Source organism: Gottfriedia luciferensis (assembly GCF_002156865.1).
Classification (GTDB): domain Bacteria; phylum Bacillota; class Bacilli; order Bacillales; family Bacillaceae_G; genus Gottfriedia; species Gottfriedia luciferensis.
On record NZ_NCTA01000007.1, the window covers coordinates 119,795 to 139,622 of the forward strand.

The 19,828-nt window shown below is 32.4% G+C and carries 18 protein-coding genes; 4 read left to right on the top strand and 14 right to left on the bottom strand.

The window, feature by feature from the left end:
- Nucleotides 1-5: 5 nt before the first annotated feature.
- Both sipW and B7R67_RS08175 read left to right on the top strand, forming a co-directional pair.
- Nucleotides 6-554 carry a signal peptidase I SipW gene (gene sipW, locus B7R67_RS08170; RefSeq protein ID WP_235822118.1) on the top strand — a complete coding sequence of 183 codons (549 nt, stop codon included), beginning with the start codon at nt 6-8 and terminating at the stop codon, nt 552-554.
- Between the two features lie 74 nt (nt 555-628).
- Nucleotides 629-1,243: a TasA family protein gene (locus tag B7R67_RS08175; RefSeq protein WP_088069313.1), complete on the top strand. Its 615-nt coding sequence runs from the start codon at nt 629-631 to the stop codon at nt 1,241-1,243.
- Nucleotides 1,244-1,690: 447 nt separating this feature from the next.
- On the opposite strand, the gene B7R67_RS08180 is transcribed toward B7R67_RS08175, so the two are convergent.
- Together B7R67_RS08180 and B7R67_RS08185 are read right to left on the bottom strand one after the other, a co-directional pair.
- Complete coding sequence (locus tag B7R67_RS08180) at nt 1,691-3,418, bottom strand: M4 family metallopeptidase (RefSeq protein ID WP_088069351.1); 1,728 nt, start codon at nt 3,416-3,418, stop codon at nt 1,691-1,693.
- Between the two features lie 244 nt (nt 3,419-3,662).
- A complete protein-coding gene (locus tag B7R67_RS08185) occupies nt 3,663-4,223 on the bottom strand; it encodes a DEAD/DEAH box helicase family protein (RefSeq protein ID WP_088069315.1) in 561 nt (186 codons plus the stop codon).
- 377 nt (nt 4,224-4,600) lie between these two features.
- On the opposite strand from B7R67_RS08185, the gene B7R67_RS08190 reads away from it, so the two are divergent.
- Nucleotides 4,601-5,953, top strand: coding sequence for an Nramp family divalent metal transporter (locus B7R67_RS08190; RefSeq protein WP_088069317.1), 1,353 nt, complete (start codon nt 4,601-4,603; stop codon nt 5,951-5,953).
- A gap of 189 nt (nt 5,954-6,142) precedes the next feature.
- On the opposite strand, the gene B7R67_RS08195 is transcribed toward B7R67_RS08190, so the two are convergent.
- From B7R67_RS08195 to B7R67_RS08250, 12 genes are all read right to left on the bottom strand, one after another.
- Complete coding sequence (locus B7R67_RS08195) at nt 6,143-7,066, bottom strand: alpha/beta fold hydrolase (RefSeq protein ID WP_088069319.1); 924 nt, start codon at nt 7,064-7,066, stop codon at nt 6,143-6,145.
- Between the two features lie 82 nt (nt 7,067-7,148).
- Entirely contained in the window at nt 7,149-7,535 is a 387-nt protein-coding gene (locus B7R67_RS08200) for a YidH family protein (protein WP_088069320.1), read from the bottom strand.
- 465 nt (nt 7,536-8,000) lie between these two features.
- Complete coding sequence (locus tag B7R67_RS08205; RefSeq protein WP_088069322.1) at nt 8,001-8,792, bottom strand: sulfite exporter TauE/SafE family protein; 792 nt, start codon at nt 8,790-8,792, stop codon at nt 8,001-8,003.
- A gap of 62 nt (nt 8,793-8,854) precedes the next feature.
- A complete protein-coding gene (locus tag B7R67_RS08210) occupies nt 8,855-9,082 on the bottom strand; it encodes a sulfurtransferase TusA family protein (RefSeq protein ID WP_088069324.1) in 228 nt (75 codons plus the stop codon).
- A 26-nt stretch (nt 9,083-9,108) separates the two neighbouring features.
- Entirely contained in the window at nt 9,109-10,236 is a 1,128-nt protein-coding gene (locus B7R67_RS08215) for an MBL fold metallo-hydrolase (protein ID WP_088069326.1), read from the bottom strand.
- 46 nt (nt 10,237-10,282) lie between these two features.
- Complete coding sequence (locus B7R67_RS08220) at nt 10,283-10,855, bottom strand: sulfurtransferase TusA family protein (RefSeq protein WP_088069328.1); 573 nt, start codon at nt 10,853-10,855, stop codon at nt 10,283-10,285.
- Between the two features lie 52 nt (nt 10,856-10,907).
- A complete protein-coding gene (locus B7R67_RS08225) occupies nt 10,908-11,204 on the bottom strand; it encodes a rhodanese-like domain-containing protein (protein ID WP_088069330.1) in 297 nt (98 codons plus the stop codon).
- 20 nt (nt 11,205-11,224) lie between these two features.
- A complete protein-coding gene (locus B7R67_RS08230; protein ID WP_088069332.1) occupies nt 11,225-11,701 on the bottom strand; it encodes a DsrE/DsrF/DrsH-like family protein in 477 nt (158 codons plus the stop codon).
- Nucleotides 11,702-11,820: 119 nt separating this feature from the next.
- On the bottom strand, nt 11,821-12,081 hold the full coding sequence (locus B7R67_RS08235; protein WP_088069334.1) for a metal-sensitive transcriptional regulator: 261 nt from the start codon (nt 12,079-12,081) through the stop codon (nt 11,821-11,823).
- Nucleotides 12,082-12,346: 265 nt separating this feature from the next.
- Nucleotides 12,347-13,822, bottom strand: coding sequence for an aminotransferase class V-fold PLP-dependent enzyme (locus B7R67_RS08240; RefSeq protein WP_088069336.1), 1,476 nt, complete (start codon nt 13,820-13,822; stop codon nt 12,347-12,349).
- 560 nt (nt 13,823-14,382) lie between these two features.
- Nucleotides 14,383-15,747 (bottom strand): sensor histidine kinase, encoded by a 1,365-nt coding sequence (locus B7R67_RS08245; protein ID WP_088069338.1) that lies wholly within the window; start codon nt 15,745-15,747, stop codon nt 14,383-14,385.
- 1 nt (nt 15,748) lies between these two features.
- On the bottom strand, nt 15,749-16,444 hold the full coding sequence (locus B7R67_RS08250) for a response regulator transcription factor (protein WP_088069340.1): 696 nt from the start codon (nt 16,442-16,444) through the stop codon (nt 15,749-15,751).
- A 168-nt stretch (nt 16,445-16,612) separates the two neighbouring features.
- Here B7R67_RS08250 and B7R67_RS08255 point away from each other — a divergent pair, with 168 nt between their 5' ends.
- Complete coding sequence (locus B7R67_RS08255; protein WP_088069342.1) at nt 16,613-19,729, top strand: efflux RND transporter permease subunit; 3,117 nt, start codon at nt 16,613-16,615, stop codon at nt 19,727-19,729.
- Nucleotides 19,730-19,828: the final 99 nt, after the last annotated feature.

A 19,828-nucleotide genomic window follows, 5' to 3' on the forward strand; every position in this document is an offset into this window, starting at 1 on the left:
AACGAATGATGAAGAAAATTTTATCGATTATAGGCAGCGTTATTAAGAATATTTTTTTAGTAATCTTGTGCTTCTTGGCCTTTATAGTCATTTCATCAAGATTTACAGGTGGAGAATCTACTATTTTAGGCTATCAATTAAAAGCTGTTTTATCTGGTTCGATGGAGCCTACATTCCACACTGGTTCTGTCATAGCAATTAAATTAGGGGCAAATCCATCATCCTATGAAAAAGGAGACATCGTTACCTTTCATATGGACAACAAGCTAATTACTCATAGAATTTCAGCTGTCCACAATAAAAATGGGGAAATCTCATATAAAACGAAAGGAGATAACAACGATGCCCCAGACTTGTGGACTGTTTATCCACAAAATATTATAGGAAACTATTCAAATTTTACGATACCTTACGTTGGTTATGCATTAAATTTTGTAAGCTCTAAAACTGGTTCAGCACTATTATTAGTCGTTCCAGGTATTCTCTTAACTTTATCAGCATTAAGAAATCTACTTCATTTAAGAAGAGAGTTTGAACAAAAAACTGCAGGATGAAATAGGTTAGTTCTCTTAAGTACTTAATGAGTAAGCTTAAGAGTTTAATAAATATACCTTAAGGGGGAAATGGAATGAGTTTTACTAAGAAAATTGGTCAAGTTGTAATGAGTGGAGCAATTGGTTTGTCATTAATTAGTGGAGGAACATTTGCATATTTCAGTGATACAATTAAAACTGATAATACATTTGCATCTGGTACATTAGACTTAAGTATGAATCCTAATGCAGTTGTAAACATTAGTAACTTAAAACCTGGTGATCAAATCTATCGTGAATTCACACTAGAAAATAACGGTACTCTAGATATTAATAAAGTACTATTAAACACTAAATACAATGTTGAAGACGTAAAAAATAATAATACAGAAGACTTCGCAAAACATATTAAAGTAACTATTATGTACAACACAAGTAGTGCTACAAATGAGATTGTTGAGACAACTTTAGCAGACCTACAAAATCAAACTCCAGATCTGACAGCAATTAATCAATTTGTAGGTAGTACAAAAGATCCAGATGGAATACCAGCAGGTCAAAAGGAAAAGATTTTCGTATTATTTGAGTTTGTAGATAATGGACAAGACCAAAATCAATTCCAAGGTGACAAATTAAAAGTAGACTGGACATTTAATGCTCAAACTGGTGGCGGAACTTACTACGACGATACTGATCCTAACAACAACTAAATAACCAACAAATAACCACCCGTGCGAACGGGTGGTTCAGTGTGTAGACAAAGTCCTACTGTCATAAAAATTACTCTGTGTGCTGCTATTTTGGTTGCCGTACCATATTAGTCTATCATCTAAGCTCTTTGGAACCCCAGGCAGCCTTTGTTTTTTATCTCCATATCAAATAACCACCTATTAGGAAAATAGGTGGTCAGGCTGTCGAAAAAGTCTGGCTAATTACGTAAACATTATACTAAATCATTATTTCGTCCATTATAATTACAGTTTTACTAATTTTAAAATGATTTTTAAATTTTATTTGCAGAGATAGACTTCTAACTTATTATTTTATGAACTGTTGTAGTCCAGACTATCTTGCCACCTTCTCGCCATAAAAAGAGGATGTCCCAATTTTATTGAGCATCCTCTAAGAATAACGACTTAACTTAGAGACTCTGACTATTATTTAATCCCTACAGAAGAATAAGCATCCATTACAGCTTGTGTTTGTGCTGACGGTACCCCATTTTTGTCAGGGTACATATCTCTAGAAGCTCTAATAGCAGCTTCACGCATTTCTTTAAATGTAGAAGAAGGAGTTAAGTAAAGTGTTAGAGCTCTGTACAGAATTTGTTGTAATGTTGCATTTCCTAAGCCTTTTATAGTGTATCCATTGTTCGTACCGCCCTTTGCAATTAAATAAGCAGCCTTATTGTTTATACCACTATTAATATGAACCCCACCATAATCTAAGTCCCCTAAATATCTCTCATCATAAGTAGCTGGATAGTAACCAGAAGACATATAGGTTGTACTAACACGTTTAGAACCAGGATCACTTAAAGAGCGTAATCCACCATCTCCAGCTTTATTAGGAGTATAGATGTCTTCACCCATTTCCCATTTCGGATCAGTTGTTGCAATTGTTTGATATTGTATATAGTCTTGAGCTAATTGTCCAAAAATATCTGCTAATGATTCGTTAAGCGCCCCAGATTCACCTGAATAGGTTAAATTCGCTGTTTTTGAAATAACACCATGCGTCATCTCATGTCCTGTAACATCTAAACCACCAGCTAATGAACCAAGAACGATTCCGTCACCATCTCCATATAACATTTGCTTACCATTCCATGCAGCGTTGTTCCACTTCGACCCAACATGCACTGTACTTGTTAATGACATACCTTTTCCGTCTAAACTATTACGTTTAACAGATTGTTGATAATACTTATTAATTTTATCTGCATTCATATAAGCTGAAATTGCAGCTGGATCATAGAAAAAGTTTGTCGCACTATTCGTTTGTACTTCAAAACCTGTAAATCCTAATAACGCCGAAAGAAGAATAAAACTTGTTTCTGGCATACGATGTGCATCATATGTATTGATTAGAACAGTATTAAGTTCTTTAGGTGATGGACCATATACTGAAGCTCCATGTAAATAACTTGTACCTGCATTAAGGTCTTTTACAGCAGCAAAGGATTGCATCTTTCCAAATACATCTAGTCCCTTACCTGTTACTGGCGTTACTTCCGGTAACGCATAATCAATTGCATCAAAACTATTTACGATTTCTCCATTTGTAGCATCTACAAAATAATGAAAATATCCAGGTGCGGGCACGGATGTTGATACTTTTACTATATACGTTAAATAATACTTACCCTTATATGGATAGATCGTTAACTCTGTATCAATCCCATCATAACGTTTAACTTCACCTATTTCCGCCTCTACTTTTGATTTTGCAATATTAACTGCATCGTCTTCCGTAATTGCTGCTTCTGAAGGAATGATAGAGCGACTTAAGTTTTTTATTACGTTGCCAAAAGAAGCAATTACATTATTATTTTCGTCTAACGCAACAGTTTGTCCTGAAGCATAAATCGGAATTCCTTTATATTGTTCAACAGTTCTAAAATGGAATGAATTGGATGAACTATCGGCTTCTTCACTAATAATTTTGAATTGATCGTTAGTAGATACTGTCTTAGCCAAACTACTATCAAGTTTTGAATTAAGATATGCTTTTACAATCTCTTCTTTACTTAAAGCTTCATTTACGGTTTCTGCACTTGCTTTTACATTTACAAATGAAGGTAAAATTGTTAATCCCCCAAATGCTACAGTTAAAGCCATTACGGCTGGTATTGCATTCTTTCTCATTCTTTTATTTTTTTTCATTCTCAAAACATTCACCCCTCAATTCAATTGAAATACAATTCTAATTATTAAGAAAATTTTAATTCAAATCAATACATCAAGGGTGGGTTATTTTTTTGAAGTATTCTTAATCTTATCCTCTTCTTTATGCTAAATTTCGATAATAAAATCATTAAAACGATCTAAAAATAACCCGGTTTGAATTCTTTAATCTATAGCAACAACTACAAAAACAAAAAGCACCTAATATAAAAATAGGTGCTTTTTACAATGCAAATTCTCTCTTGATAAGATTAGCTACTTCTTCCGCGCTCATATTCGTATTATTAATTTTTAGATAGTTTTCCTTTTTAATCTCACCATCTAATGAATTTAATCTATATGTTTCCATCGTCTTAATTAGATTATTTTCAGACCATTTAATATCTCTTTTTGTCGGTTTATGCGCTAATCTATGAGGCGTTTTATTGCGTGCAAGTCTTTCATCTAAATCGGCTTCTAGTTCTACAAAATAGGTTGTTGCCCCTTTTGATTCAAAAATTTCACAAACTTTCTCAACATATTCCCAATCGGCTTTATGATCAAAAGCCCAAACATATGTAAAAATAATCCCATGTAAATTACTTTTAGAAACTTCTTCAAATATTTCATTTCGAAACAAATTGACTAGTCTACTTCCTTCCTTTGATCCATAATCAAAAAAATTACTGACTAAATCAATCGTCATATGGTTGTGAAACAATTTTAAATTAGTTATTTTTTCTAATTCATGTCCTACAGTCATTTTTCCAACAGCCTGTGGTCCAAATAATAATACAAGCTTCATTCATTTCTCCCCCGACAGTTTAAAATGATTTTTATCTATTCTCTGAAGATTAATTTCGATTTGAAAAATCTGCCTATTTTAAATAGTATAACATACACTAAAAATTTACTTTTCAATCATTTCGAAAATAAACAACAATCCTATTAGTCATCAATATTCCTTTTTAACAGAACTTTAGGATAAAAAATATTCATTCAGTAGAAACCATATTAAAACAGAATTATTCAGTATTGGCGTCATTTATTTGAAAATTTACGAAGTTTTAAAAAAATTTTTATTACATTTATGAACTATTGTGTTAAAATCAGCATATAATTTAAAAACTTTCCCTAGGGAAAAACTATTTGATGTGTACAATAAAACAGGTGGTGGGAAACATGTCACAGAAAACACAAGAAAAAGTTATATATGACGAGGACGGCTGGAGGCAAGAACAGTCACAACCTAGTTTACAAGAGGTCCATCGTTCGTTATCCGTTCCAAAGAAAGCTAGTTCATTTCGTAAATTTTTAGCCTTCGCAGGACCAGGCTATTTAGTAGCTGTAGGATATATGGATCCAGGTAACTGGGCGACATCTATTGCAGGCGGTTCTGCTTTTAATTACACTTTATTATCAGTTATTTTGATTTCAAATATAATGGCCATTATCTTACAAGCATTAGCTGCTAAATTAGGAATTGTTACTGGTAGAGACTTAGCTCAAGCATGTCGAGACCACTTCAGTAAACCAGTATCATTTATGCTTTGGGTACTTTGTGAAGCTGCAATTGCTGCTTGTGATTTAGCAGAATTAATTGGTTCGGCCATAGCCTTAAACTTATTATTTGGTATTCCACTATTTTATGGAATTTGTTTAACGACGTTAGATATATTACTTATTCTACTTCTACAAAACAAAGGATTCCGCTATATCGAAGCATTTGTTATTTCATTAATCATTTTAATTACTGGTAGCTTCGTATTTGAATTAATCATGTCACAACCTGATGTTAAAGCGGTATTTGGTGGCTTTATTCCAAGCTCACAAATTATTTCAGATCCAAAAATGCTTTATATTTCTTTAGGTATTTTAGGAGCAACAGTTATGCCTCATAATTTATATCTTCACTCTTCTATTGTTCAAACTAGAAAGTTTGAACGATCTGATGCTGGTAAGAAAGAGGCAATAAAATTTGCAACTATTGACTCGACAGTGGCATTAATGATTGCTTTGTTTGTAAATGCAGCCATCTTAATTTTAGCTGCTTCAACTTTTTATAAAAATGGTCATACGAATGTTGCATCAATTGAAGATGCATTCCAACTTCTTACTCCGTTATTAGGAACAACATTAGCAAGTACATTCTTTGGATTGGCATTGTTAGCTTCAGGTCAAAATTCTACTTTGACTGGTACATTAGCTGGTCAAATTGTAATGGAAGGCTTTTTAAATATTAAGCTAAAACCATGGATAAGAAGAATGATCACTCGTTTAATCGCAGTTACACCAGCTCTAATCGTAACTTACTTTTACGGTGCAAAAGGAACAGCAGATTTATTGATTTTAAGTCAGGTTATCCTATCATTACAGTTATCTTTCGCTGTTATTCCATTAGTTATGTTCACTAGTGATTCTAAGAAGATGGGGAAATTCGTTAATAAAACATGGCTTAAATCTGTAGCCTGGACAATCGCTTCGATCATTGCAGTATTAAATGTATACTTACTTTGGGCAACTTTCTTTAAATAAAAAATTAAATCAAAAAAAGATTGAACAAATGAATGAAAAAATTTGTTCAATCTTTTTTTATGTTGTTTTATCAACAAAAAATACTTTTATATCAACAAAAAACGTGACTTTATCAACGAAAACCATGGCTTTATCAACAAAGTTCACAACTATATCAATAAAATTCACATAGTGTTCGTGTTCACTAAATTAATCTTTTAAAAATTTCTCAACAATCGAAATTTGCTCATCCGTATTTAACGCAGGAGCATGACCTATTTTCGCTATTGTTTCCATTTGGAAACTTTGTGTATCCTTCATCTTTAATACCACATCTAATGGCAATACGTCCGAAATTTCTCCTCGAATCAGAAAAATCTTAGACTGAATCGCTTCCCAATATCTCCATAAAGTTAAATCCTCAGAATGCTGAAATTGCAATGCAATATTTGGGTCATAATCGGGACTAATTCCTCCTGAATCTCTTCTTCGACAAGAGTTTTGAGTAAACTCATCCCACTCCTTTTCATTGGACAGTCCAAATGAATTATAGATTAGCTTGTAGTAATTCTTTAGTTCAGTAAATGTTCTAAATTGAGGGGGTGTACCAACATAACGAATAATTCGTTTAATTCCTTCGATATCCTGTGGTTGGTTTTCAGATGCCCCCGCCCCTATATCATTTAATACTAAATGTGAAATTCGATTTCGATGCTCTGGTGTTCCAGCAAGACGCATACCAATCGCTCCACCCATCGATGTTCCTACCCAACGAACTTGTTCAATTTCTAAACGATCTAATAAACCAACAGCGATGTTAACATAGTTTTCAAAACAGTAATCACGTTCAGGCGAAGAGCTCCATTGGCTCAAACCTCGACCAATTGTGTCTGGGCAAATCACATGATAATCTTTCGATAAATGTTTTGCTAAAGTATCAAAATCCCTACCATTTCTAGTTAATCCATGCCAGCAAATAACTGTTGGTTTCTTTCTGTCACCCCATTCAGTAAAATGAAGCTCCATTCCATTTATTGATTCAAAGTGAGATTTAGGAGATAAAATAGTAACCACTCCATTCATTTTTGATTCAAAGTGAGATTTAGGAGATAAAATAGTAACCACTCCATTCATTTTTGATTCCCTTTTATGTAATATTCGATTTACATAAAAATATCCCTACTAAAAATAAAAAGTAAGGAAATGTAAGCGCAATTTATTTGAACAATAAAATGGATAGATACATAACAATCATAAAGATTAGTAAAGAAAATAAGGTAGATACTAGAATGATTGAGTTAGTTGCAGGTAAGAATTTTCCATTTTGGATTTCTTTTCGCTTTTTGCTATATTGAATTGTTGCTAATATACCTGTAATTAATCCAATTACACATGCGTAGATTCCAAGAAAGATTGCCAGTGTATTAATAGAATCGTTTGTACTAATTTTTATTGTAAAGTGAAGAGATGTAGTTAGAAATCCAACACCGGTAATTGATATTGCTGTTCGTAACCAAGCTAAGTATGTTCTTTCATTTGCTAAATGTTGTTGTGCATATTTAACACTTTCTTCAGGTAATTCATTTATTTTTTTTAGTTCCATATAAAAATACTCCTTAATTAGCAACCTTGAATAGGGCTATCACTTCATTAAGTTTACACCTTGAAAGTTAAACATTCGTAAAGTTCAGATTACGTTTATATAAAAGTGAAAACTTATCCTTTTAATCAATCTAATAGAACCAAAAATTTAAAACCAGAAAAACAAAGAGAATAGTTTTTCTGGTTTTTTACATGTTTTAGATAATACATTTTTAAAACATCATATGAAAGAAAGTTGCTTCAAAAAGCTTTATAAGAGTAAAGCAAAAATAAAGAAACAGATTGAAACGCAAGGTGCGAGACTCCTGTGGGAAGTGCGGGTAGCTGAGACCCCGCAGGAGCGAAAGTGACGAGGAGGCTCAGCACCTGCCCCACGGAAAGGGAGCATCCTGGAGTGGAAATCAACATACCCCTTCCTTAAAAGCAACTAAGAGTATCCAGCTTTGCTAAGTTCTTTTTATGTTTGTTACATCAGCCAAGATTTTATGATTGTGATCCAAATTTTTATTGCAGTAAAGCCGATTAAGACTGCTAGTATTCCTCGTAAAACTGGTGTTTTTGTCTTTTTCCCCATTTTCGCACCTAATGGTGAAGCAATTAGACTAGCAATTACAACGATGATTGTTGGTAATATTTCAACTTGGCCAGTTGATATTTTTCCGATCGATACTCCTATTGATGAGATAAAAGTAATGGCTAAGGAGGATGCGATTGTAACACGTGTTGGTATTTTTAAAATTGTTAACATAATCGGTACAAGAAGAAATGCTCCACCAGCTCCAACGATTCCCGCACTTACTCCAACAATAAATGCTAAGCTAGCAGCGAACCAAATATTAATCGAAATTTGATCATTAGCTGACATTTCAATCTCTTTCCTAGGTATAAACATTAAGATAACAGCAATTATAGCTAAAATACCATAAACAAGATTAATGCCATGTTCTGAAAGTAAATTTGAACCAAATCCACCTAGAAAACTTCCTACTAGTACACTTATTCCCATACTTAAAATGACAGTTTTATTTAAATAGCCACTTTTCCGGTAGCTTAGTACGCCACCTAAAGTTGCAAACAATACTTGCAATGCACTGATGCCAGACACTTGATGAGAAGTGAACGATGCAAATCCTAAAAGTGGAGGAATAAATAGAAGCATTGGATAGTTTATGATTGCTCCTCCAATACCGACCATTCCCGAAATAAAGGACCCAAGAAATCCGACTAAAAATAGAACTAATATTAAGGTCCATTCCATTTTACGTCCCCCTATAATAGAAGAGGAGTAGAAAACTCCCCTCCCAATCTCAATCTAATTAATTAACCTTTTTTAATCCAAAATTTTAATACTTCGTTTTCATCAATTTGTTTTAATAGCTCATGTCCACCAGATTTTGCCCAAGCTGCAAGATCATTTTTTGCACCTTTATCCGTTACATGAATTTCTAATACTTCTCCAGATTGAAGCTCTGCAATTGCTTTTCTTGTTTTGACAACTGGGATTGGACATGCTAATCCCTTTGCATCTAATAATTTTTTAGATTCCATTTTAAATTCCTCCTAGTTAGTTAAAGTTAGCGTACTGCACAACGGTTTGGACCAATTTCCATTTCACGTTGCTTTTCCTCATTTAAATTAATCTTCCCCATATTCATTTCACGAATTTCTTGATAAGAATTTGGTTGAGGTGGTAAATTCTCTGTTACTAATTTTCTAAATTCATTTTCATTTTCAATATTAAGCCCATGGTTCTCTGCAAATAAATCACCTAATTTTTTAGAAACACTACCATCTTCATTTAGCTCGTCAACAATCATAAAATGTGATGGAAGAACGATTAACTCGGTAGATAAGTTACGGTATTTCTTGTAAAGTGTTTCACGAAGGTCACCAACCCAATCTTCTGCCATTCCAGCTAAATCAGGTCTTCCAATTGAATCAATAAATAAGATATCACCTGAAAGTAAGAACTTTTTATCAATAACAAATGAAGTTGAACCAATCGTATGTCCTGGTGAGTATAATGCTTCAATATTAATTGATGTATTACCAATCTTCACTTCGTTTCCATCTACTAATGGTTCATACTTAAATGTGACTTCTGTTGCATCTTTTGGTGGTAACCAGTAGGTTGCATTCGTAATTTCTGCAATTTTTCTACCACCTGAAATATGATCAGCATGAAGGTGAGTATCAAAAACATGTTTAATTTTAACACCCTTCCTATTTGCAAAATCAATATAGTAATCCGTCATTCGAGTTGAATCGATGATTGCAGCCTCGTCATTTGAAATGACCATATAAGACAAACATCCTTTACCAATTCGGACAAATTGATAGAGTTCTCCACCGTCTTTTAAATCAGCAATTTTTACAGGTTCTAAATGTTCGCTCCATTCTTTCATTCCACCTTGAAGATAGGATACATCTAACCCTTCATCGGAAAGCATTTCTGCTACCATGATCGATGACCCTTCTTTAGCACATACAACTAAAATCTCTTTATTTGAAGGAATCTGATCCAAAATATCTTCGACCCCGTCTAGTAAATCAAAATAAGGTATATTTAAATGTTCAAAATTTAACCCCTCTATTTTCCAATCTTTAAAATCATCATTATTTCGAACATCTAAAATAAATAATTCTTCTTTATTAAAAATCTTTTTTGTAACCTCTTTTGCAGGCATTGAATTGACTGGCATTGTTGTATACCCCCTATAGTATAATTTTAATTAAAAAAAATTCAGCTTAACCAATACTTACCGTTTCGCCAGACCATTGACTCATTCCTGGCACTACATTAAACACTTTTTTAAAGCCGTTTTTTGCAAGTAATTGTGCAGCAAAATCACTACGATTACCAGTTCGGCAAATTATATATATTTCATGATCTTTGTCTAATTCGGATAATCGCTCTTCCAAATCTCCTAAAGGAATAGACTTTGCATTTGGTATATGATTAAAAGCGTACTCCGCTTCTTCTCTTACATCTAAAACAGTCATTTTTTCTTTAGAATTTAATTTCTGACTCAACTCTTCATTTGATGTAGTCGTTTCAAATCTTTTTTCAATTGCATTTTCATCTGAAGATTTTCTTATATAATGATATAAAACTTCTCCATTCTCAATTGTTCCTAAATATTGGTTATTCGTACTTTCAGCCCAAGCTTTAATATCAGCCTTTGAACCTTTATCAGTTGCTTGGACTTCAATAACATGCCCGTTTTCTAATTCTTTCATTGCTTTTTTTGTTTTCACAATCGGCATAGGACATGCTAATCCTTTTGCATCCAGTTTAAAGTTTGATTTAATAAATTCCATTATAGTCCTCCTAATCTACATACCTAATAGGGTATATTTTTGATCAAAAAAATTATTCTACGTTTCCTTCCCAAGAAAGCATTCCACCTACCATATTTTTCACATTAAATCCATGTGATTGAAGGAATTCAGTAGCACGACCACTTCTAGCTCCAGATCGACAAACCATAATATATTCTTTTGATTTATCTAATTCATGTAATCGATATTCAATTAAACCAAGTGGAATATGAACAGCCTCTGGAATTTTGCCAGCCGCAACCTCATCAACTTCACGAACATCTATAATATTTAATCCCTTTCCATTATTTAATTCTTTTTGAAGTTCAATTGCAGTTATTTCTTTCATCACTATCAAATCCTTTCAAATTAAATAAATAAGTTTACTTGACCATCTTCTGCTTCACCTAAATAAGCTGCAACACCTGCATATTGGATATTATCTAATAATTCTTCCTGCTTTAGTCCTAATAAATCCATCGTCATTGTACATGCTACTAAATTAATATCTTGTTCTTGGGCCATTTCAATTAATTGTGGTAAAGGTAACGCATTATGCTTTTTAATAATGTCCTTAATCATTTTTGGTCCGAAACCAGCAAAATTCATTTTTGAAAGTCCCATTTTGTTAGCTCCACGGGGCATCATCTTACCGAACATCTTTTCAATGAAGCCTTTTTTAGTAGCTACATGTTCATCTTTTCGTAAAGCATTTAATCCCCAAAATGTATGAAAAATTGTTACTTCGTGATCAAAAGCCGCTGCTCCATTCGCAATAATATAAGCTGCCATCGCTTTATCATAATCACCACTAAATAAAATGATATTTGTTTTTTTCGTTGTCATATTTGCTCTCCTTTTTTTCTTTATATACCTGTTAGGGTATTTGAGAAACTAAAAAAATATACTGTTATAAATTACCCATATGGGTATATACTAGTTAAAATAAAAAATTGTGTCAACACCTATCTACTTTTTACTAATAGATTTACAGCTTCTTTCATTAAATCTTCTGCAATTTCTCCGTTTTCTTCTGCGTTTCGAACACAATCGATTAAGTTTGAACTTACTATTACACCAATCGTACGATCTAATGCCGATTTTACTGCAGATAACTGTGTTATAACGTCTTTACAATCTTTTTCATCTTCCATCATTTTTAAAATTCCTCGCACCTGTCCTTCTATTCTTTTTACTCTATTTTTAACTTGATCATTGTAGTCCATTAAACCACTCCTTACTCAATTCAACTAGTGTTATCCAACTAGTTAAGAATATGTGTGAAATACTCTTAACTGAAATATATACCCCTTAGGGTATTTTGTCAACAGTAAATGATTATTTAATTTCACCATTCTTTTTATATTAAGAGCAGGAATGGCAGGATCAAGGAGATAGGAAAAGATACTTAAAAAAAATTTAATAATTCTCGTCCTTTATGTTCCTGCTCTTTCCTGCTCTTTCCTGCTCTTTCCTGCTCTCTCCCGCTCCTTATCCTTTCAATGCCATTTCAATTTCAAAATAAGATCCCACTTCAATCGTTGCTGCATTTTTATGGATAAAATCATTTTTCTCTTTTAGATAAAGATAATCTTTACTCCATTCCTCTATATTTTGAATAATTTTGTTTAAGGCATTCGTAAAGATCAACACTTCTTCATTAGTAGTTGTTGGGTGTACACTCATTCGAATCCAACCAGGCTTTACACTTATATTTCCATTATCAATTTCATTTGTAATGGCTTTTGACATTTCTCTTGTAATATTTAAAAGCATATGTCCATACGTTCCTGCACAAGAACAACCACCTCGGACTTGAATACCATATCGATCATTTAATAAACGAACAACTAAATTATGATGAATATCTTTTAAATAAAAAGAATAAAAGCCTAATCGCTTGTGATTTGAATCTTCAAGTAATACGACATTATCAATTGTTCTTAGTTCATTTAATACTAGATGTGCTAATTCTTCTTCTCGATTTATTATATTAGTTGTTCCCATTGCGTCTTTAAGTTTGATTGCAAGAGCTGTTCTTATCGTTTGAAGAAATCCTGGCGTACCTCCATCTTCTCTTTCACGTATATCATTAATATATTTTTTCTCGCCCCAAGGGTTTGTCCACTCTACAGTTCCTCCACCTGGGTGATCTGGTATTTTATTTTTATACATGGCAGAATCAAAAATTAATACCCCACTACTACCAGGTCCTCCTAAAAATTTATGCGGTGAAAATAAGATTGCATCAAGTTTTTCCATTGGATCTCCAGGATTCATATCAATATCAACATATGGTGCTGAAGCTGAAAAATCAATAAAACATACCCCATTATATTCATGCATTAATCTAGCTAGTTTATAATATGGCGTTATTATACCTGAGACATTAGAGCAAGCAGTGAATGAGCCAATTAATTTTCGTTTATTTTTATAAAATTCAAGTCGCTCTTTTAAATAGTTTAAATCAATCACATTTGTTTCACAGTTTGGAATTACTTCAACATCACAAATCGTTTCTAACCATGAAGTATGGTTGCTATGATGTTCCATACTTGTAATAAATACAACCGGTCTTTCTTCATCAGGTAAACTTAATCGAAATTGAAAATTTTCATGTAACTTCAATCCTAAAATTCGCTGAAATTTATTCATTACACCAGTCATCCCTGATCCATCCGTAATGATCGTATCGTTGGCGTTGGCATTCACATGTTCTTTTATCATTTTAAGTGCTTCATGGTAACAATTTGTCATCGTGCTTCCAGTAATATTTGATTCTGTGTGTGTGTTTGCAACAAAAGGTCCGAACGTAGAAATTAATTTCTCTTCAATCGTTTGATATAATCTACCGCTCGCAGCCCAATCTAAGTAAATGATTTTTTGTTCACCAAAAGGTGATAAAAATGATCTTTCATTCCCAATAATCTCTTTTCTAAATTGTGAAAAATGTTTTTCTAAATTCAATTTTATCGCTCCTAATGAGAATATTTTTATACTTTTTGATGTAAAGACTCTGTTGTAATTCTATGGGTCAAATACCCCCATAGGTACAAAAAGAAACGCTAAGAAGCCTATCCACTCTTAAGTGAATGGATTTCTTCAGACTATTAACAGAGCTAATTTAAAAGAATTCTTGCGTCAAAACATCTAAATAGAATACTTGCTTATATATACAAATATATGTCAAATTATTCTGCATTAAAAGAATTTTTTTATTTTTAAATCATTAATAAAATTTTACACTATCTATTTTATTTACATAAAATGTCTTTTTGTAAGTACTCTTTCATCATTTTTTCTGGAACAATACAACCGAATTCCCAAATTAAATGTGTTCGTATTTGATTTCTTTTAACCATCCAATAGAAACTTAACTCCCGAACAAGAACATTATCTATCATCACTTATCAACCAATTCACAATTCGACCAGGTAAATTACTATTAATATATCATGTTTAACAAATCTATTTACTCAAAAAAAAAAAACAAAAAAACCATTATTTTGGCCTTTCTGTTTTCAAATTTATTCTTTAAAATTCTGCTCAAGTGGGAATGTTATTTCTACTTCTGTTCCAATATTTTCTTCACTGTGAACCTTAATTTCTCCATTATGAAGTTTCACAATATTTCTAGCGATTGGAAGTCCCAAACCAGTGCCACCGCTTGTTTCACGACTACGTGCTTTATCAACTCGGTAAAATCTTTCAAAAATATTTTCCAACTCTTCTTCACGTATTCCAATCCCAAAATCTTTAATTTTTAACGTAGCAATCTCTTGATCACTTTCTATTTTTATAATTATTTTCTCAGAGCTGTATTTGATTGCGTTGTCTAAAAAAATAATAATTACTTGTTTAATTTTAAGTTCATTTCCCATCACTAAAACAGATGATTTTTTATTTTGTAATATAATTTCTCTTTTATATACATTTTGAAGCTGCAATAAAGTAGATTTGCATAGCTCCACTAAATCAAAAGTGTCCATTTTCGTATCTTTTAACTGTTCTGATTCTGCTAAACTTAACAAAGTTTTAGTCAGATCCTGCATTCTGTTAGCTTCTGAATAAATTGTTTCAATTGCTTCTTGTGCAATTTCTTCGTTCTTTAGCCCTCTTCTTCTCAATAAATTAGCAAAGCTACTTATGACGGTTATCGGAGTTTTTAATTCATGTGAGGCATCTGAAATAAATTGTTTCTGCTTATCGATGTTTTCTTGTAATTTACTAATCATTCGATTAAATGTACTAGCCATTTGATGTAATTCGTCTTTTGTTTCATTTTGAATCAGAATTTTCTTTGGAACTCCGCTTTGTTCTATATCTTCCATTGTTGAAATCATAGAAGAAATTGGATTCATTATAATCCTTGTTAACCATCTCCCAGCCATTAATGAAAATATACCAGATATGACTGTAACGATTGTCATGATTGTTAATAGCATATCTTTTCTACTTTCAAGACCCGATAATAACTCTCCAATTTCAATTGTCCCTATTACTTTTTGATTTAATTTTATTGGGACTCGGACAACGAGATTTTGATGTTCACTAAAAGGAATTAATTTTGTTTCTTCTTTCTTTGTAAATTTAGGCTTTATTTTATTAAGTAATTTATCATTACTAACCTCAGTAACGATATTTGAATTTGGATCAATTATACGAATATAAGAATGATAAGACATATAAGGGTATAAAAGTTGCTTATTTACGATTAGTGATTCAGGAAAAATATGTTTTTGCAAAATTTCATGTGCTTTTTGATTTACAGTATTCTCTTCCATGTTTACCGTCGTTTTCATAAATAAATAAAACACAAGACCATTAATTACAATTAAAATGACTAGTAGCCATGCTGTAATGATTAAATTAATCTTAGTGGTAATTTTCATTTTAATTTTGCCTCATCGTATAGCCTACTCCACGTATTGTACGAATTAAAGGCGTGTCAAAATCTTCTTCAATTTTCTTTCTAAGATGCCTAATATAAACATCAACTACATTTGTTTCTCCTTCGTAATCATAGCCCCAAACTGTTGTAATAATCCCTTCTCTCGTAACGATTTTATTTTGATTCGTTAATAAATAAACTAATAGATCGTACTCTTTCGGTGTAAGAGTGATTTCTTTCTCGTTACGCTTTACGATTCTTGTATCCAAATTTACTTCTAAATCCTCAACAGATAAAACCGATTCTTCACTTTCTATTGCGTTTTGGATTATATTATTAGATCGTAAGCTTGCTCGGATTCTAGCTAATACCTCTTCAATTTCAAAAGGCTTCGTAATATAATCATTTGCACCATAATCAAGCCCCATAATTTTATCCGATGTTGCATCTCTAGCTGTTAAAAGAATGACAGGGAGATAGTTATTTGACTTTCTGATCCTTCTTAATACTTCAATTCCACTTAATCCAGGCAACATAACATCTAATAAAATTAAATCAATCTCATTATTTAATGCAGCTTCCAACCCTGCTTTTCCATTATGTTCAACGAGAACATCATATCCTTCATACTCAATTTCCAACTTTAATACTCTAGCAATATTAACTTCATCTTCAATTATTAATATCTTCTTACTCACTCTTTTCACCTCTCTCGAAAAGTAAGTTATTTATATATATCAGTCATTATAAATCGTTTATTTACTATTTTTAGCATTTTAATCTATTTTTAATTGATTATTCATTAAAGTTTCAGTTAGAGTTCTTACACTTACTATAAAATCACATAATCATTTAGGAGGATAATAATGAAAAAAATAGTAGAAGGGAGCATGCAACGAGCGGTATTAATGTTGATTTGTGTAGTTATGATTGTAGCTTGGGGTGCGATATCAGCATTTAAAATGCAACGTGATTACTTACCTGGTATCAATAATACAACACTCACCGTTAGCATGCGCCTACCAATGTATCAAGCTGATCAAGTTAAACTGAATATAACTGATAAACTTGAAAGTGCTGTAAGAACGACAGACGGATTACAAGATATTGAAACAAGCTCTTATGATGGTGGAGTTTTCATGAGTCTGTATTTTCCAATGAATACAGATATGAAGCAAGCAGAAATTGATGTAAATCGAGCATTAGAGAATGCTGATATACCTCCAACTATTACATCTAAGCCGTTAGTTACTCGAATCACGACAAGTTCTTTCCCAATTTTATCATATAGTTTAACGAGTGATAAATTAGATGAGAATACTTTAAAATCAATCACGCAAATGGATATTGTTCAGCATCTTAAAACTGTCCCTGGTGTGTCTGATGTTACGGTGTTCGGTGGAGCTAAAGATGGGTATGTACTAACTGTAAGATTGAAGGACTTAGCAAAAAATAAGTTAACATTAGATGATTTAAATAAGGCATTAGCAGTATCGGTTCCTTCTTTACCAGAAGGTTCTATCCTACAAAATCAATTATCTATCCCAGTAAAATTCGATGGATTAACTTTAAGCGCAGATCAATTAAATAAGATTACAGTTAAAAACGCAGATGGGGACAGTATTCCACTTTCATCATTTGGAACGGTAGTTCATGCATTAAATGACGTTAAGACTGTTTCAAGAACAGATGGAAAAACAAGTGTACAATTAAACGTTATTAAAACACAAAGTGCAAACATAACTGATGTAGCAGAAAATGTAAAAAATCGTATAAAGGAACTGCCACAAGTAAAAGATGGTTCAGTAAAATTAACACCTCAGTTAGATCGTGAAAAAGAATTAAACGATTCATTAAATGGTCTAATTCGAGAAGGATTACTAGGCTGTTTATTCTCAATGATTTCCGTGTTCTTCTTCTTCCGTAACGTTCGATCAACACTAGTCATTGCGATTTCTTTACCAATTTCTTTACTAGCAACTACAGCTATATTAAGTTCAATGGGCATTACGTTAAATATTTTAACTGTTTCAGGACTAATTGTTGCTATGGGTCGTATTGTTGATGATTCAATTGTAATTCTCGATAATATGTACCGCAAAAAAGAGCAAAATCAAGATAAACCTTTAATTACTTTATTAGGTTCGGCTGTTTACGAGATGCTACCAGCAATTTTAGCTTCTACTCTAACAACAATTGCGGTATATATTCCAATTGCTTTCGTAGGTGGGGTCATCAGTGCTTCATATAGTGGCTTTGCTTGGTCAGTTGTTATCTCATTAATTATCTCGTTCTTAGTTGCAATCCTTGTTCTACCTGCTCTTGCATTAATGGGCTGGAAAGGTTCGTCTAATAATAAGAAGGCTGTTTCTCTTGAACCAATGATGGAGCCTATTTTAAAAGGAACTTTAAAAAGAAAAAAACTGACAATTATAGTTTCATCACTACTCTTTATTTTTGCAGCAGGCTACGGATCATTTTTACCAGTATCATTCTTGCCAAGCGCTAAAACTGGTCAAGTTGCAGTAAAACTTGAATTACCTCAAGGTAGTACGTTAATTCAAGTAGATAATGAAGTTCAAAAAGTAGAAAATGCATTAAAAGAAAACACAAAAATAAAATCATATACTTCTAATTTTGGTTCAACGAATACACCTCAAAGTGATGATGTATTCGACCAAGGTGGCGGATTCTTACAAAAACCGAATGTTGCCAACATATCTGTTGTTTTAAATAATGCTAAAGATGCAGATAAAGTAATAAATGAACTTAATCAACAACTTCCAACATTATCTAGTAATGTAGCATATACAGTTTCTAGCCAAAATATCGCAGGCGATGATTCACTAATGAAACTAATATTTACAGGTTCTGATCAAGCTACATTAGATAAAACAGCTGAAAACATTCGAACAAAACTTGCTAAAGTTAATGGTCTAAGTGTTGATGGCAAAATTGATTTAACATCTGGTTCACCGAAGTATAAAGTAACATTTAATCAGCAAGCAATTGATCAAAATGGTGTTCAATTAACTGATATTATGAAAGTAATTAACCGATATATGTCCCAAGCTAAGGACGCAACATTTGTAGTTAACCATATTAACCTACCAGTTGATGTATATCTTGATCAAGCTAACACAGGTAATAATCCGAAATTACAATTAAATGCTACTCCAGCCGAAGTAATCAATTCACTTAAAAATGAAACGGTTCCTTCTAAAGGAAACAAAACAGTAAGATTCGATCAAATAGCTAGTATTACAAAAGATAATTCACCTTCTACGATTAATGAACGTAATGGGGAACCTTATTCAATTGTTACAGCTCAAATCACTTCAAATGATATTAGTAAAGTATCTAATCAAGTTGATGACATAATCCATAAGCAAAATCTTCCAACTGGTGTGAGCTATTCTATGGGTGGTATTTCTCAACAAGTTAAAGAAATGATTTATGATATGTCAATCGCTGTTGCTTTCTCTATTCTATTAGTAATGGTCATTACATCATCTTTATTTAAAGGATGGAGAGCGCCAATTTCTGTTCTACTAAGCATCCCATTAGCATTAAGTGGTGTTGTTATATCGTTAGTTATAGTTGGAGGAGAATGGAACCTAGCAGCTCTAATTGGCGTATTGATGTTAACAGGTATTGTTGTAACAAATGGTATTGTTTTAGTAGATAAGATTGAACGAAATCGTAAAAATGGTATGACCATTGAAGAATCAGTTATATCTGGAAGTCTTTCAAGGATTAGACCAATCTTAATTACTGCTGCTACAACGGTTTTAACTTTATTACCACTAGCATTCTCTCATCAAGGTGATACAGTTATTTCTCAAACTTTAGGAATTGTTGTAATTGGTGGGATGATTACATCAACATTAAACAGTTTCTTAGTAATACCGATTATTTATCAGTGGTTGCATAAAAACCAAACAAAATCAATCGCTTCAAATGAAGAAGTAGAATCACTTTAATAAAAAACAGTGTAATTCGTTAGAATTACACTGTTTTTTTACACGCTGTTGAAAAATAATCTTGTCAAGTAATGACCAAATTTTCGTAAAGGAAGTTGA

Coding starts and splice junctions, on each gene's coding strand:
- B7R67_RS08200 (WP_088069320.1), bottom strand. CDS start 7,535: ATGGAACTAAAAAAAATAAATGAATTACCTGAAGAAAGTGTTAAATAT.
- B7R67_RS08245 (WP_088069338.1), bottom strand. CDS start 15,747: ATGAAAATTACCACTAAGATTAATTTAATCATTACAGCATGGCTACTA.
- B7R67_RS08205 (WP_088069322.1), bottom strand. CDS start 8,792: ATGGAATGGACCTTAATATTAGTTCTATTTTTAGTCGGATTTCTTGGG.
- sipW (WP_235822118.1), top strand. CDS start 6: ATGATGAAGAAAATTTTATCGATTATAGGCAGCGTTATTAAGAATATT.
- B7R67_RS08175 (WP_088069313.1), top strand. CDS start 629: ATGAGTTTTACTAAGAAAATTGGTCAAGTTGTAATGAGTGGAGCAATT.
- B7R67_RS08235 (WP_088069334.1), bottom strand. CDS start 12,081: ATGGACTACAATGATCAAGTTAAAAATAGAGTAAAAAGAATAGAAGGA.
- B7R67_RS08225 (WP_088069330.1), bottom strand. CDS start 11,204: ATGAAAGAAATAACTGCAATTGAACTTCAAAAAGAATTAAATAATGGA.
- B7R67_RS08195 (WP_088069319.1), bottom strand. CDS start 7,066: ATGAATGGAGTGGTTACTATTTTATCTCCTAAATCTCACTTTGAATCA.
- B7R67_RS08185 (WP_088069315.1), bottom strand. CDS start 4,223: ATGAAGCTTGTATTATTATTTGGACCACAGGCTGTTGGAAAAATGACT.
- B7R67_RS08180 (WP_088069351.1), bottom strand. CDS start 3,418: ATGAAAAAAAATAAAAGAATGAGAAAGAATGCAATACCAGCCGTAATG.
- B7R67_RS08215 (WP_088069326.1), bottom strand. CDS start 10,236: ATGCCAGTCAATTCAATGCCTGCAAAAGAGGTTACAAAAAAGATTTTT.
- B7R67_RS08210 (WP_088069324.1), bottom strand. CDS start 9,082: ATGGAATCTAAAAAATTATTAGATGCAAAGGGATTAGCATGTCCAATC.
- B7R67_RS08230 (WP_088069332.1), bottom strand. CDS start 11,701: ATGACAACGAAAAAAACAAATATCATTTTATTTAGTGGTGATTATGAT.
- B7R67_RS08190 (WP_088069317.1), top strand. CDS start 4,601: ATGTCACAGAAAACACAAGAAAAAGTTATATATGACGAGGACGGCTGG.
- B7R67_RS08255 (WP_088069342.1), top strand. CDS start 16,613: ATGAAAAAAATAGTAGAAGGGAGCATGCAACGAGCGGTATTAATGTTG.
- B7R67_RS08220 (WP_088069328.1), bottom strand. CDS start 10,855: ATGGAATTTATTAAATCAAACTTTAAACTGGATGCAAAAGGATTAGCA.